The organism is Blastomonas sp. SL216 (assembly GCA_026625625.1).
Lineage (GTDB): Bacteria > Pseudomonadota > Alphaproteobacteria > Sphingomonadales > Sphingomonadaceae > Blastomonas.
This window is the reverse complement of sequence record CP113055.1, coordinates 894,015-908,221: the sequence shown is the minus strand read 5'-3', so window position 1 is coordinate 908,221 and position 14,207 is coordinate 894,015. Positions and strand designations below refer to the sequence as shown.

Annotated in this window: 16 protein-coding genes and 1 tRNA gene; 5 read left to right on the top strand and 12 right to left on the bottom strand. The window is 62.2% G+C overall.

Annotated elements, in window-relative coordinates; translation table 11 throughout:
* Positions 1-822 precede the first annotated feature (822 nt).
* The 3 genes from OU999_04285 to OU999_04275 form a co-directional block, all read right to left on the bottom strand.
* Positions 823-1,539, bottom strand: a complete 717-nt coding sequence (locus OU999_04285; GenBank protein ID WAC24419.1) for a VIT family protein — start codon at positions 1,537-1,539, stop codon at positions 823-825.
* 361 nt (positions 1,540-1,900) lie between these two features.
* Positions 1,901-2,218: a hypothetical protein gene (locus OU999_04280; protein ID WAC24418.1), complete on the bottom strand. Its 318-nt coding sequence runs from the start codon at positions 2,216-2,218 to the stop codon at positions 1,901-1,903.
* A 106-nt stretch (positions 2,219-2,324) separates the two neighbouring features.
* A complete protein-coding gene (locus tag OU999_04275; GenBank protein WAC24417.1) occupies positions 2,325-3,353 on the bottom strand; it encodes a DUF4424 family protein in 1,029 nt (342 codons plus the stop codon).
* A gap of 275 nt (positions 3,354-3,628) precedes the next feature.
* Here OU999_04275 and OU999_04270 point away from each other — a divergent pair, with 275 nt between their 5' ends.
* From OU999_04270 to OU999_04260, 3 genes are all read left to right on the top strand, one after another.
* Positions 3,629-5,530 carry an ATP-binding protein gene (locus OU999_04270; protein WAC24416.1) on the top strand — a complete coding sequence of 634 codons (1,902 nt, stop codon included), beginning with the start codon at positions 3,629-3,631 and terminating at the stop codon, positions 5,528-5,530.
* Positions 5,531-5,583: 53 nt separating this feature from the next.
* A complete protein-coding gene (locus tag OU999_04265; protein ID WAC24415.1) occupies positions 5,584-6,246 on the top strand; it encodes a response regulator transcription factor in 663 nt (220 codons plus the stop codon).
* Positions 6,247-6,325: 79 nt separating this feature from the next.
* Positions 6,326-7,231 carry a haloalkane dehalogenase gene (locus OU999_04260; protein ID WAC24414.1) on the top strand — a complete coding sequence of 302 codons (906 nt, stop codon included), beginning with the start codon at positions 6,326-6,328 and terminating at the stop codon, positions 7,229-7,231.
* A 45-nt stretch (positions 7,232-7,276) separates the two neighbouring features.
* On the opposite strand, the gene OU999_04255 is transcribed toward OU999_04260, so the two are convergent.
* The 9 genes from OU999_04255 to OU999_04215 form a co-directional block, all read right to left on the bottom strand.
* Positions 7,277-9,259: a S41 family peptidase gene (locus OU999_04255; protein WAC24413.1), complete on the bottom strand. Its 1,983-nt coding sequence runs from the start codon at positions 9,257-9,259 to the stop codon at positions 7,277-7,279.
* A 68-nt stretch (positions 9,260-9,327) separates the two neighbouring features.
* On the bottom strand, positions 9,328-10,437 hold the full coding sequence (locus OU999_04250) for an AraC family transcriptional regulator (protein WAC24412.1): 1,110 nt from the start codon (positions 10,435-10,437) through the stop codon (positions 9,328-9,330).
* A gap of 121 nt (positions 10,438-10,558) precedes the next feature.
* The gene (locus OU999_04245) at positions 10,559-10,762 is read right to left on the bottom strand and encodes a hypothetical protein (GenBank protein WAC24411.1); all 204 of its coding nucleotides are present in this window, start codon (positions 10,760-10,762) and stop codon (positions 10,559-10,561) included.
* A complete protein-coding gene (locus tag OU999_04240; GenBank protein ID WAC24410.1) occupies positions 10,762-10,941 on the bottom strand; it encodes a DUF4169 family protein in 180 nt (59 codons plus the stop codon). The genes OU999_04245 and OU999_04240 overlap by 1 nt, the downstream gene beginning before the upstream one ends.
* A gap of 2 nt (positions 10,942-10,943) precedes the next feature.
* Positions 10,944-11,207, bottom strand: coding sequence for a hypothetical protein (locus OU999_04235; protein ID WAC24409.1), 264 nt, complete (start codon positions 11,205-11,207; stop codon positions 10,944-10,946).
* Positions 11,208-11,218: 11 nt separating this feature from the next.
* Complete coding sequence (locus OU999_04230) at positions 11,219-11,767, bottom strand: VOC family protein (GenBank protein ID WAC24408.1); 549 nt, start codon at positions 11,765-11,767, stop codon at positions 11,219-11,221.
* Entirely contained in the window at positions 11,764-12,867 is a 1,104-nt protein-coding gene (hppD, locus tag OU999_04225) for a 4-hydroxyphenylpyruvate dioxygenase (GenBank protein WAC24407.1), read from the bottom strand. Before hppD ends, OU999_04230 begins: the two co-directional genes overlap by 4 nt.
* A gap of 150 nt (positions 12,868-13,017) precedes the next feature.
* Positions 13,018-13,094 (bottom strand) — tRNA-Arg (locus OU999_04220).
* Positions 13,095-13,160: 66 nt separating this feature from the next.
* Entirely contained in the window at positions 13,161-13,592 is a 432-nt protein-coding gene (locus OU999_04215; GenBank protein ID WAC24406.1) for a (deoxy)nucleoside triphosphate pyrophosphohydrolase, read from the bottom strand.
* An 89-nt stretch (positions 13,593-13,681) separates the two neighbouring features.
* Here OU999_04215 and OU999_04210 point away from each other — a divergent pair, with 89 nt between their 5' ends.
* Both OU999_04210 and OU999_04205 read left to right on the top strand, forming a co-directional pair.
* Entirely contained in the window at positions 13,682-13,852 is a 171-nt protein-coding gene (locus tag OU999_04210) for a Flp family type IVb pilin (GenBank protein WAC24405.1), read from the top strand.
* Positions 13,853-13,987: 135 nt separating this feature from the next.
* Positions 13,988-14,158, top strand: a complete 171-nt coding sequence (locus OU999_04205; GenBank protein WAC24404.1) for a Flp family type IVb pilin — start codon at positions 13,988-13,990, stop codon at positions 14,156-14,158.
* The last annotated feature ends 49 nt before the right edge of the window (positions 14,159-14,207 follow it).

Sequence of the window (14,207 nt, the reverse complement as noted above, 5' to 3'; positions counted from 1 at the left end):
GATGACAGCCGCATGGAATGACCGACTATGGGTCGAGAGCTGCCGATACTGTTTGCTTGTATCGAGGGCTGTTTTCCGTCGATCTTCGTCCGGCACCAGAAGGACCGTCATTCGATTGCCAGAGAGGCGGCGAAAATTGCACCTGGTTTTTGAAGAGCCATGATTTGGGATAAAGCGACCCGAAAGCAGTATCATTTGCAAAATTGACGCTATTGGCGCTCAGCGATCCGCCTTGGTGCGCGCCTATTTCGACAAGGATACGAAAGGCTGCCTTGCGGGGGTGACAGCCCCCTCATCGCCGCAAACGACGTCTGGGGCGGCCATGCGATCGATACCCTAGTTGGCATCTTCTGTTGTTTCCTTCGGGCACGCTCGCGCATGGCGAAGCCGTGTTTCCGGTTGCCGATCTGGCGCTCCGGCGATTGTTCGAAAGCAAGATAATCGTTGGACACTGCGCAACATCGAGAAAAGCAATGTCAGCCGCTGATCGCTGAAGGCGAGCCGCCCAATAATTCCGAAGCCGGAGGCCTCACCGGCGGGATAAGAGAATCGTCGTTACCAATAGTGTATTTTAGCATAGCAAAGGCACGGTCTGAGAACGGCGTTTTGATACGCAGGGAACTGAACGTGATAAGGAATATCACGAATTTTTATTTCGATTATCGATCAAATAAATACACCTAACTTAATCATACCACCTCTTCCGCCAGGGCTGCAACAATCGGTGCTGTTGGCCGTCATGAAGCCGCCAACGCGGCGCATCCCCTACGCGCAGGATCAGGACCGCGCCGCAACCGCAGCGAGATCGCACCGGTCAGCGCGTCAGATCGCGGTGCCCACCAGGCGGCCAATGCCTGCAGTCAGCGCCATGGCGAGCGCGCCCCAGAAGACGACGCGGATCACAGGCCTTGCCGCAGCTGCCCCGCCCGCCCGGGCACTCACCGCGCCCAGCAGGGCCAGGAACAGGATCGATCCCGTGCCCTCGCCGAGAACCATCCAGCTCATCGGCAGCAGCGCTGCGAGCAGCAAGGGCAGAGCCGCCCCGACGGTGAAGGTGAGCGCCGATGCCAGCGCCGCCTGCAACGGGCGCGCGGCGGTTATGTCGTTGATATGCAGCTCGTCGCGCGCATGGCTGCCAAGTGCATCATGCGCCATCATCTGCGCCGCGACCACATCCGCCGTTGCCGGATCGACACCGCGCCCGACATAGATCGCGGCCAGCTCGGCGCGTTCGAATTCGGGGTCTTCGGCCAGTTCGGTGCGCTCGCGGGCGAGGTCAGCCGCTTCGGTGTCGGACTGACTGCTGACCGAAACATATTCGCCCGCCGCCATCGACATCGCGCCTGCGACCAGCCCGGCCGTGCCCGCGACGAGCAGCGCCTGACGGTCCGCACCGGATGCGGCTACCCCCAGGATCAGGCTAGCGGTGGAAACAATGCCATCGTTCGCGCCCAGAACGGCGGCACGCAGCCACCCGATCCGTGCGATCTGATGGCTTTCTGCGTGAACCGGCGGTCGTGGCATCGACGATCTTGGCATTGGCTGTTCCCTGTCCGCATCGGCACCCCCCGCGTCTCGGCCGCGTTACCGGGCCGGACGCGTTCGCCGCCTTGCAGAATATGGGTGATCGCTCGTCCAAAACCAGCATCCGGCCCTGTAAAGAGCGGCGAACCTGCCATGCGTGCATATGCGGGCATGCCCCATGCATGCATTTGGGAGCGCGGGGGGTGTCCCGCGCTCCCGGTTGATCGCACTGGCACGGGTCGCAATGGCCAGTGCTATCAACATCCCTTGGTCGGGAGGAGCAGCCCGGCGGGCACGATCGGCTGCCCCGCCCGAGCAGGCCATGACGGCACGGCAATGGCCCGGTCGCCAGCCAGAGCCCGCCGAACAAAGCCGATCAGGGCCGCTTGGTGGAGCACCACAGGCGATAGACTTCGTAATAGCCGTCCGCGCAGGTCTCCTTTTCCTTCTTGGCATAGATCTTGGGTGCGGTGGTTCCCATGGGTTCGCAAAGCGAGGTATCGCCATCCGGGGTGCGCCAGCCCGAGGGGCACGCCACCGCGCGGTTCGGCTTGACGATCGTTTCGCGGTTCTGGCCCTGCGCCTGTGCAGGCATGTTCATGGTGGCCATGGCCATGCCGCCGATCAGCGCCAGATTGGCGAGCGACAGGCCTGCGCCGATCAGCAGCTTCTTGCGGTTTTGGGTCTTGGGCATTGTCTTCTCCTGTTACCATGCGGTTTGCTGGTAGCAGGATTAGACGGGGCGCTTCAGGCGCGGTATCCCATGCGGGATGGGTCCCATATCATGGGATAGCCAGGCATTACGGTTCGCCTTCGAGCCGCGACATGGAGACAAACAGCAGGTCGAGATCGCGATCGGGCTCGTAATCGGTCTTGGTGACCTCGAACCGGGTCGGGCTCACCTTGCGCAGCCCGTCCATGCACAGGCTGACCAGCCGCTCGGGCTCGCCCTTGTCGATAGTGAGGTGAAAGCGCCCGATCTTGCCCTTCCAGTTGGCGCCGGGCTTGAGCGCATAGCCGATCCATTGTTCCATCGGGTAGACCTTCGGGTTCTCTTCGCCCGAAGGCAGATAACGCTTGCGATCAAATCCGCGCAGGAAGGCATCATCGACGCAATAGCGCTTGATATAATCGCTCTCCGGATCCAGCCGGCCACCCGGGGCCACCCGCGCATCACGGCCAAGCCCGCTGCCCACGGTGCCGCCCAGCATCGGCGCATAGCTGTGTTCGACGATGATCGGCACGCCAGGTGCGAATGTCTGCGTGCGGACAAAGCTGGTGGACACCGTCCATGCCGGCCGGACATCGCCTTCGAAGACATATTCGGTGGTCAGGAGGCCTTCGGCGATCAGCGCAGCCTTCTGATCGGCCGAGAGCACATTCAGGCGGGCGTTGAAATCCGGATCGGTCCAATGGACAGCCGGCCATCCCAGCGCCTTCAGCCTTTTGCCAATGTCCTTGCCGTTCACCCTGGCGATATCGATGCGTGACAGCTTCGCGGGCTGGCCATCGACCAGCGTCTGCATGTCGATCACATCCCAATCGGGATAGCCTGCCTCCAGCCATTCGGAATCGCTGCCTTCCAGCGGCACATCAGGAAGCGGAAAGGCAACAAGCACCGTGACCGGCTTATCGCTATGGTTGGTATAGGTGTAGCGAACGCGCACGCGATCGAGTGACAGGTACAGGTCCTCGCTGTCCATGCTGATCTGCTCGTTCTGTTCGAGCACGAGGCCACCCATGGTGACACTGGCCTGGCTATCATTCGCCCATAGCGGCAGCGGCACAAGGGCAGCCGATGCCAGCGGCCAGAACAGCATTTGCTTCATCTTTGTCCCCCTCATTCGCGCAGCCTGGCTGAGCGTTCGCATCATATAGTCCGCCATGCGATACGTGATATCCTGCCAAGACCCATACCCGTCTGGTGATCTGTCTTGCGCTTCATGCAAGCATTGCAACGCACAAGCAATCCGCGCTGCTGACCCGCCAACCGGCCTTATGCGCCACCGGTGCTTGGCATGGCGCAAAAATGGGCCTTCGCGTTACCCCTTTTCACGGTTAAGAATATGTTGCATCCCTCCCTTAAAATGGGGGGGGAATATGGATGCAAGGGGCTTTGCGTAGCGCTTACTGGCGGCAGCTTGCCGTTTTCGGCTTGGCGATCATCGGCGTGCAACTGATCTACTGGCTGTTGATCGATCCGCGGCTGCATGCAGACCGAAGCCAGGCTCCGCCGCCGATGGAGATCGTCGAAACGAGCGTTGCCCGCATTGCCGAACCAACGCTGGAGGCCGCTGCGAAGGGCGACTACAAGCCGATCGAATTGCCCTGGACCCATTGCTGCGACACCGCGATATTCAGCGTCCGCATCGCCTTCAAGGTCGATAAGGTCCCCGCCGATGGCCTGGGCATCATCTCCACATTGCAGGTCGACAACTACCGGATGGCGGTCAATGGCTCGACGCTCTATGCCCGCGGCAGAATGCAGCCGGGCAGGGTTTCGTTCGATGGCCAGACCACGTTCCTGACGCGTATTCCTGCCGGACTGTTGCGGCCGGGCGTCAACCAGCTCAACTATGTCACCGTACGCAACGGCTATCCCTATACCGATATCTATCCGCCGATCATTTCTGAATTCGGCGCGCTCGAACGGTTCAGCTCGCGGCGGCTGTTTCTCATCAACGGCTTTTACGGTCTTTCGGCAGCGGTGCTCGGGATGTTGGGCCTGCTTGCCGCGATCATGATCTTCCGCTCGGATGACTGGCGCTTTGCCGCCTGGCTCAGCGCGCTGTGCGCTGCCTTCGTCGCCTATATGACCTATTCGCTCTGGCTCGATCCTCCCGTCGATGGCTGGGGGCGAATGCTGGCATTCTTTGCAATCTACCTGTTCATCCCGACAGCCTTGCTGTGCTTCATCGACAGCTGGACGCGGCAACCGATGCGGGGATTGCAACCGGTGATGCTGACACTCTACGGCACCACGATGGCGGTCATCGCGTGGCACATCTATCGCGTGCCGATGCCGCAAGGGTTCGATACCCCCACGTCGATCTGGATCTGGTATCTGATGGGATCGACGATCTTCGTCATCGCCCGGCTGATCTGGCATTTCGCGAGCCAGAAGGAAGACAGGCTGATCGAGAGCGTGCTGTTGACCGTGATGGCGACCGCCTTGGCGTTCGATGCCTTTGGCAGCTGGTTTCCGCAATGGGGCTTGGGCGAAGGCAATCTGCTCAACAGCTCGGTTTTCCTGCTGCTGGCGATGACTGCAGCATTTCTGGCGCGCAATTTCCGGCTTTTCCAGTCGCAGGGCGCGCTCAACGCCATGCTGCAGGCCAAGGTCGAACAGCGCGAGGCGGAGCTCGCCGAAGCCGCGCAGCGCGAGCAGGCGCTGATCCGTCAGCAGACGCTCGACGAGGAACGCCGCCGCATCATGCGCGATCTGCACGACGGCCTGGGCAGCCAGCTCATGTCGATCATGCTTTCCGCGCGCGTCGGCGTTGCGGAGCCGGCAGTGGTGGCCGAAGGCCTGCAATCGGTGATCGACGAGATGCGGCTGATGGTCGATTCGATGGATTCGGTCGGCGAATCGCTCAGCTCCGCGCTGGCCACCTTCAAGGCGCGCGTGCAGCCGCGGATCGAGGCGACCGGAATCGCCTTTGAATGGCACGAGGACCCGGCCATCGCCGACGTCGCCGATTTCGGCCCGCGCGACGTGCTGCAGATCTTCCGCGTGCTGCAGGAGGCTGTGACCAATGCGCTCAAACATGCCGGCGGGTCGCGCATCGCTGTCCGTGCGGTGCGCGAGGGTCAAGGGCTCGTGCTGACCGTGGACGATGATGGCAAGGGCATCAACACCACCGGCGAGGCCGGACGAGGCCTCACCAACATGCAGCTGCGCGCCGCATCGGTGCAGGGCCATGTCGCGGTTGAACCGGGCGCAGGCGGCAAAGGCACGCGGATCACCCTGTCGCTGCCAATGCGCGGGACGGTGGCTGCCGAATGACATCCCATATCATGGTATCTTCGCATCGCATCGGTTCCGGGGGATAAGACCGCATGACCGGAACCGAACGCCCCGCAGCGCGCATCGCCATTGTCGAGGACGATCCGATGGTGCGTCAGTATTTTCAGGGCATCATCGCGATGGAGCCCAGCTACCAAATTCTGGGGATGGCGCCCGATATCGCCAGTGCCGACGCGCTGCTCACCCAGTCGCCCGACCTGTTCCTGCTCGATATCGGCCTGCCCGATGGGCTAGGCTATGATCTGGTGCCCAGGATCAAGGCGCAGACATCGGCCAAGGCGCTGATCATCAGCACCTTTGGTGATCGCGACACCGTGGTCAAAGCCATCATGGCGGGCGCGGATGGCTATCTGCTCAAGGACAGCACGCCGCAGGTCATCCTTGATGGCATCGCCGCCACGCTGGAAGGCGGCGCACCGGTCAGCCCGGCAGCGGCCATCTATCTGCTCGGCTTTCTGCGCGCCGAAGCCGAGGCTCCAGGGCCGATTGCGACCAATCCGGAAAACCGCTTGTCACAACGCGAAACCGAACTGCTTCAGGCCTTTGCCAAGGGGCAGAGCTACAAGGAGGCTGCACGCACGCTGGGCATTTCGCCCCATACCGTCGGCACGCATGTCAAATCCATCTACCGCAAGCTAGAGGTGAACTCGCGCAGCGACGCCGTGCGCGAAGCCTTTCGCACCGGCCAAGCCTGACTGGTAAACATCGCCCGGTTGCGCGCGCACCAATCATATGTCATACGCTATGCCATAAGATGATGGCAGCGGAGGGTTTATGCGGGTTTTGAGAACGCCGGACAGCCGGTTTGCAGGGATTCCCGACTTTCCATTCGCCCCGCATTATGCCGAGATTGCCGATCCGGACGATGGCACTAGGATGCGCGTGCATTATGTCGACGAAGGCTCGCTCGATGCCCCGGTCGTGCTGATGATGCACGGCGAGCCGAGCTGGAGCTATCTCTACCGCTTCATGATCGGCCCTGTTGCCAATGCCGGCTATCGCGTGCTCGCGCCCGATCTGATCGGCTTTGGAAAATCGGACAAGCTCGCGCGCAAGAGCGACTATAGCTATGCCCGCCATGTCGCCTGGATGCGCCGCTGGATCGAGAAGCTCGATCTCAAGAACATCACGCTCGCCTGCCAGGACTGGGGCTCGCTGATCGGCCTGCGCCTTGTCGCTGAAATGCCCGAGCGGTTCAACGGCGTCGTCCTGTCCAATGGCGGCCTGCCCGCCGGCCAGGACGCGCCGCGCGCCTTTGCCATCTGGCGGGCGTTCTCCAAGTACAGCCCGATCTTCCCGATCGGCAAGATCATCGCCCGGGGCACCGCACGCACGCTTTCCGAGGCCGAGATCGCCGCCTATGACGCCCCCTTCCCCGATGGCAGCTACAAGGCTGGCGCGCGCATCTTCCCCAGCTTCGTGCCGCTGGGCCCCAATGTCGCGGTGCCCGATCAGCTGAAGGCGTGGGAAGTGCTGGACCAGTGGACCAAGCCCTTCCTGTGCTGCTTCAGCGACCGCGATCCAATCACGCGCGGCGGCGATGCACTGTTCGTGGGCCGTGTGCCGGGGACTGCGGGGCAGAACCACTGCACCTTGAGCGGCAGCCACTTCATCCAGGAGGACGATCCGCAAGGGTTCGTGCGGTGCATCCTGGATGTTGCGGGACAATCGAGAGGCTAGCCTGATCGGGCAGCCGCGCAGGTCAGCGACCTCGCCTGCCCAGCCTCACTGCCGCAGTTCATAGCTTTGCCGCATCAGAAAGGGTTCGCCTGCAACGCGGGTCTGCTTGGTGATGCGCAGCCGATTGCCGTCGCGGGTCAGGATCTTGCGGGCGAGCACCTTGCGATCGTTCTCGATGCTCTCGCCTTCGAGCACCAGGGTGTACGAAGCGCCATCCGCCGAAGCCCGCGATTCCGCAACACGCCATGGCTCGGGAGCGTTCTTGCCCGCCGTGATGATCAGCGATTGGCCGGATGCGCTGAAAACCCAGGTCTCGGACGAGCGCACGGTCTTGCCCGGGCCATCATCGAACGTCCATGCGAGCATTCGGCCGTCGCTTTGCATCTGGGTGGGCAGCGTCACCCGGCTATCCTTGCAATAGTCGCGGTAGTCGAGCGTGCCGCTCCAATCGCCTGCCAGCGCCTTGGCCACCGCCGCTCCGGTATCGACAGGTGCGGTGAGCAGCCCCTGGGCCACGGCGATCGTCCGATCGCGCCCTGCCTCGAAATCGGCAAGCGTGGGGACCACCAGCTGGTCAACCGCGACCCCTTTGCCCGGAGTGAAACTGGCGATTGCGGTGCGGTTCCAGGCTTCGGGGATGCGCACCTTGATCCCGCTTTCAGGCAGCTTCATCAGGAAGATGCTGCCCGAAGTCGGCCCTTCTGCGCTCCCGGCGCTGTCTTCACCGATCACGACGGCACCCGCCTTTTCCTTCAGCTGGGCGATGGTCCGCGTTGCGCCCGATCCATTACGCGGGCCGCTCAGGATCGTAATTCGACCCGAAAACCCGAGCGCACCGATGGGCTGCTGCTGAAAGGTCGTATCTGCATCGCTCAGCTGCGCTCCGCTGAGCACCGGTATGCGATCATACCAACCGTCATTGGATCGGGTAAAGGCTGCAAGAGGCGGGTTGAAACGTGCCTCGCGGTCGCCCCAGGTCTCGAAATACTGCGGCAGGTCGCCATAGCGCACGGCCTTGTAGCGGATCGGCTGCGACCAGGTGAAGGGGCGGTTGATAAGATAGCGCCCAAGCGCGACCGACACGTCCTCGGAACCACCGCCGTTCTTGCGCAGGTCCAGCACGAGGTGCTCGGTGCCCGCCTCCGCCATCGCGGCGAAAAAGCCGCTGAGGAATGCCGTGGCCTGCACCGGGTTGCGGTAGTTGACGAAGGTATCGATCCCCAGCCGCGCGACCTTGCCATTCAGCCGCCATGTGATCGCGTTGTAGAATTCGCTGCGATATTTCGCGCCGGGTCCGGCCAGCGCGGTCCATTGCGCGAACCGGATCGGCTTCAGGACAACCGTCGACTTGTCACTGCCGCCAACCGGCTTCCACACCACCTGCCAGCTATAGGGAAAGCCGAACAGCGCGGGATAGTTCTCGTTGAAATCATCGCCCATCAGGTCGCTGTCATCGGCCAGCTTGGCGGCAATCGCCTGATCCGTGGTGCCGTCATAGGACACCAGCGGGGCAAGCTTGAGCAGCAACGCCGGTACCGCCATGCCATTGATGCCAAGGATCTCGCTTCCTGCCGGCGGCGCACCCGGCTGGCCGTCGTTCGACAGCACGATCATGCGCCCTTCGATCAGCTGGAAGCGCAGCGGCATGTGGGTGGGGTTCTGATTGCGGAATGCGCTCAACCCATCCGACATTTCCGCCTTGCTGTGATCGCAATGGATCGCCGCAAGCAAGCGCGCGATCTCGCCGTGCAGCGCCAGCTCGCTGATCGGCTTGCTTGCCGACGCTTCCAGTTGCGCAAAGGCTGCGTCGATATCGGACTTGCTGCTGTACCGATAGAGGCCGGGATGGACCGTCTCCAGCGCGCGGCGCAGCAGGGTGACATCGCCGGTCGCCTGTTCGGCGCTCAGCATGCGTACAGCATAAACCGGTGCCGCAGGTGTCTCGGCAGGGGCAGACTGGGCAGTGGTCGCGCCCAGCGGCAGCGGCAGGGCGAGCAGGGCGGCGGCGGCGAGATAGAGGCTTTTCATGGGGTTGCTCCAGTTGGCAGGTGTTACCGCCCTTCTGGCCAGGATCGCAGAACTGCGCGCCTCAATGATCAGGCGGCGAGCGATTTTTGTGATTTGAGACGCCACTGGCTGGGGCTGGTGCCGGCGAAATCCTGAAAGGCGCGGTTGAAACTGGCCTTGGAATTGAACCCAACCTCAAAGGCCAGGGTCAGCAGGTCGCGCTGTTCACCGGGGACCGCGAGAAGCCGCTGCATCTCTGCGACGCGGCGGCGATTAATGATCGCGTTGAAATTCTCGCCCGCCGCCGCGCCCAGCCCACGCGACAGATAGCTGGTGTTGGTGCCAAGGATGCGCGCCAGTCCCGCGAGCGTCAGCCCGGGATCGCGCCACAATTGCTCGGCATCGATGCGCTCCAGCCAGGTGTTGCCCTGCCCAGCCCAATCGCGGCCCGGTGTCACAGGCTCGGCTGGCTCTGATAGCTCGGGCGACGGCGGCGCGATCATCGCCGGAAAGGCCATGGACGAATGCCGCCAACCACCGATGCCAAGATACAGCACCAGCATCGAAAACCCGATATAGAGCGGAAACTGATCGAAATAGTCGCGCGACGGATCGATCTGCTTGGCGACCAGAAACCCCGTCCAGACCGCCGCCATCAAGGCGAGCGCGGCGAGAAAATTGCGAATCCAACTGGGCTCGAACACCGCGCCGTCGGTTCGATTGTCTCCCAGCCAGGCGCGATAGGCGCGGTAGCGCAGATAGGCCGCCACACCATAAGCAGCGATGCTGATCAGCGCCGCGACATCGAACGCGGGATCGATGAACACGCCATGCGCCACGGTGTTCCACCAGTTCTTGGTCGGCAGCGGCAACGGAAACACCAGCGCATAGGCCAAAAATTGCACCGACACCGGCACGAAGTGCGGCCACACCATCGACGGCCGGGTGCCGGTCAGCGTCGATGCATACAGGTAAAGCAATGGCCCGAAGGCGAGCGTATACGACAAGGGCGCAAAGCTGAGCCAGGGCCAGAGCTCGTAGAACCCGGCATAGCCAATGATATACGGCGTCATCAGCGCGGCCACCGAGACGATCAGCAAGGCCAGCCAGCGATTCGCCGCCCGGTTGACCGGTGCACGCCATAACAATGTCGCCAGCAGCAGACCCTGCACCGCGCAAATCAACAGCGTGATGCTCATCGGCCCGAACGCAATCATGGCCGCAGCTATGCCTCATCCTGGACGATTAGGAAACACGCAACCTGGACAAGGCCAGTGGACAGGACCGGTCGCAGCCTCTGCGCCTGGGCTCAGGGCAGCTTCAGCCCTCGATCAGGTCGAGATAGGCCACGACATCATTGTCGGTCGCGATGAACAGGCCTTCCTGCACCTCTGCAGGCTCCAGCTCTGCCCGACGCAGCGCTTCGGAGAGCGGGCCGTAGAACAGGGTGGATGCCGCGCCGCCTTCGGCCTCGCCATCGAGATGATAGAGCCGGACGCTGACCTGATCGGATGTCGAGCGCATCAGTCGGTTTCCCGCCGCGCGCCTTCGATCAACCGCGCCGCCCGCTCCTGCTCGTTCGCCTGCGCCAGACGCTCCGCCTTGGTGCGACCGAATTTCGCGCGGTTGGCAGCGGCTATGGTTTCTACCTGCTTGCGCTTCACCGCCTTGCGCGCCTGGCGCAGATTGATGATCTCGGCCATGGTCAAGTCCCCTGCCCAGCCTGTTCGGACATCTCGATGAAATCGCGCGCCAGATCGCGCTCTGATCGGTCGGCAAAGGTTTCGTCGATATCGGGGGCCTGGCCGAACATGAACAGCATGCACCAGATGGCAAAGCGCTCACCGGGCACCGTCGCCAGCCCCAGATCGACCTGCATCCGCTCGAGCGCCGCCGGCACCGCCTGCGGGGCGATGGCGGAGGGATCGCGCGTGCCGAAATAGCGTTCGAGCTGGTCTTCAAAGGTCATCGGCAGGACCCTTACGCCGCATCAGGATCCTTGTGCAACCAGTCCGCATGGCGCGGGGCCTTTTTGGTCTGGCTCCATTCGTCCAGCATCAACGGTGCAACGCGCTTGAGCTCGGCATAATGTTCGGGCTTGCCGATATTGCAGGCCAGCTCGACGCGGTGGCCATTGGGGTCGAAGAAATAGATCGAGCGAAAGATGCCGTGAAAGGTCGGCCCCAGCACGTCGATGCCCAGCCCCTCGATATGCGCCTTGGCCGCCAGCAGCGCATCGAGGTCGGCGACCTCGAAGGCGATATGCTGAACCCAGGCCGGGGTGTTCGGATCACGCCCCATCTCGGGTTGCTCGGGCAGCTCGAAAAACGCCAGCACATTGCCGCCGCCGCAATCGAGGAACACGTGCATATACGGATCGTACGCGCCGGTCGACGGCACGTAATCCTCTGAAAAGGCGCTGGTATAGGTCATGCCCAGCACCTTTTCATACCATTCCACCGTCTCCTTCGCGTCCTTGCAGCGATAGGCGACATGGTGGATGCGCGAGAGCGCGAAAGGCGCGGTCATTCCGCCGGTTCCTGGACCTTCAGCACGCCGCGGCGCAGCTGGTCTTCTTCCATCGACTTGAACAGCGCCGTGAAATTGCCGTTGCCGAAGCCTTCATCCTTCTTGCGCTGGATGAATTCGAAGAACACCGGGCCGATCTGCGGCTGCCCGAAAATCTGCAGCAACAGGCGCGGATCGTTGTTCTCGGTTGATCCGTCGAGCAGGATGCCGCGCGACTGCAGTTCCTCGACCGGCTCGCCATGGCCCGGCAGACGCTCTTCCAGTGCCTCGTAATAGGTGCCCGGCGGCGGGGTCATCAGCGGCGCGCCCAGCGCCTTGATGCGGTCGAGACAGGCAATCAGATCGTCGCAGATGAACGCGATATGCTGGATGCCCTCGCCATTATAGGCGCGCAGGAACTCGTCGATCTGGCCACCGCCCTTGGCGCCTTCCTCGTTCAGCGGAATACGGATCTTGCCATCCGGCGCGGTCATCGCGCGGCTGGTCAGGCCGGTATATTCGCCCTTGATGTCGAAGAAGCGGATCTCGCGGAAGTTGAACACGCGCTCGTAGAACTTCGCCCAATGGTCCATGCGACCGCCATAGACATTGTGCGTGAGGTGATCGATCATGCGGAAGCCCGCGCCCACGGGGAAACGGTCAACGCCGGGCAGATATTCGAAATCGATATCATAAATCGACAGCGCATCGGGATTGTCGAGCGTGGCATAACGATCGATCAGATAGATGATCGCGCCGCCGATGCCGCGGATGGCCGGCAGGCGCAGTTCCATTGGGCCGGTCTTCGTTTCCACCGGCTCCGCGCCGCGCTCCAGCGCTTCCTTGTAGGCGGCGCGCGCATTATTCACGCGGAAACCCATGCCGCAGGCCGAGGGGCCATGTTCGGCAGCGAAATAAGCAGCGGGGCTGGCGGGCTCGTAATTGGCGATCAGGTTGATATCGCCCTGACGCCACAGATGCACATCCTTCGACCGGTGCTGCGCGATGCGGGTGAAGCCCATCGCGGTAAAGACCGGCTCAAGCAGGCCCTTTTCCGGCGCGCAGAACTCGACGAATTCGAAGCCGTCCAGGCCCAGGGGGTTTTCGAACAGATCAGCCATTACCGCGCACTCCTGCTATCTCCAGATTTGCCCGGAAGATAGCCAGCCGCCAAACTGGTGTCAAATGAAACCATCTGACCATGTCGCAAGCGCACGCAGAAGCGGGTCCCGCAATGCGGGTTGGTTCACCTGATCATGCTTTTTGGAAAATGGCGCGCCCGGAACGATTCGAACGTCCGACCCTCAGATTCGTAGTCTGATGCTCTATCCAGCTGAGCTACGGGCGCGTTGGAGGGCTGCCAATAGTCAGCGGCGTTGTGCTTGGCAACACCTTTTTGTGGCTTGCAGAAGATTCATGCGCGCGGACCGATCTGCCCCAGCATATGCGCGATGATGGGCAGCAGCGGCAGGTCGGCAGGCGGCATCGGAAGATCGTAAAGCGCATCGACCGTCGCCCAGCGCAGGTCGCTGGCATGCAGTGCGCGCGGCTCTCCCTGCCAGCGGACGCAGCGGAACAGCAGCAGCATCAGGTGCTTCTTGCCCAGGGCTGCGCTGGCAAAGGTCATCGGGACGCAATCGGCGGGATCGACCGCAATGCCCAGTTCCTCCGCCAGCTCCCGCGCCAGCGCGGCTTCCGGGGTCTCGCCGGGCTCGATCTTGCCGCCCGGAAACTCCCAAAGCCCGGCCATCGCCGTCCCCTCCGGGCGCTGCTGGACCAGGATGCGCCCTTGGGCATCGGCCATCAATGCCGCCACAACGGGGAAAAGTGTCGGATAAATTTCCATAGTGCGGTCCGATTTTTACGAATTGGCAAGAGTTTCAGGCGATTTTGGGTCCCGGGGTGAACGGGCCCCGCACAAGCTTCGGGATCACCATGCTCCAGACCTTCGTCAAGATTGTGAAGTCGAAAGCCGGTGCGACAGCCATCGAATATGGCCTGATTGCTGCCCTGATCGCGGTCGCCGCGATGGTGGCCATTCAGGGCGTCGCTTCGGAATCGACGAAGATGTGGAACAAGGTGGGATCTGAAGTGAACAATAATTGAACTGCTGACTGTCGGAAATTTTTATACGCGATCCGTCTTAACCAATTCAAAACCAATCTGAAGTATCCCGACGAGGCTCAACCGGAAACCAGCCGGAACCAGCGGGGAAGTGAAGATAGCTCAAGGAGACCTGACATGACCAAGATTCGTAACCTGATCAAGAACAACAAGGGCGCGACCGCCATCGAATACGGCCTGATCGCCGCTCTCATCGCCGTCGCCGCCATCACTGCCATGAGCAGCCTGGGCACCAAGCTGTCGGGCACCTTCAACAAGGTCGGCTCGGAAGTGGCCAAGGGCAACTAAGTATCGTCTGATACTTGACACTAACCTATTGGAAAGGGCCGGCGGGGAA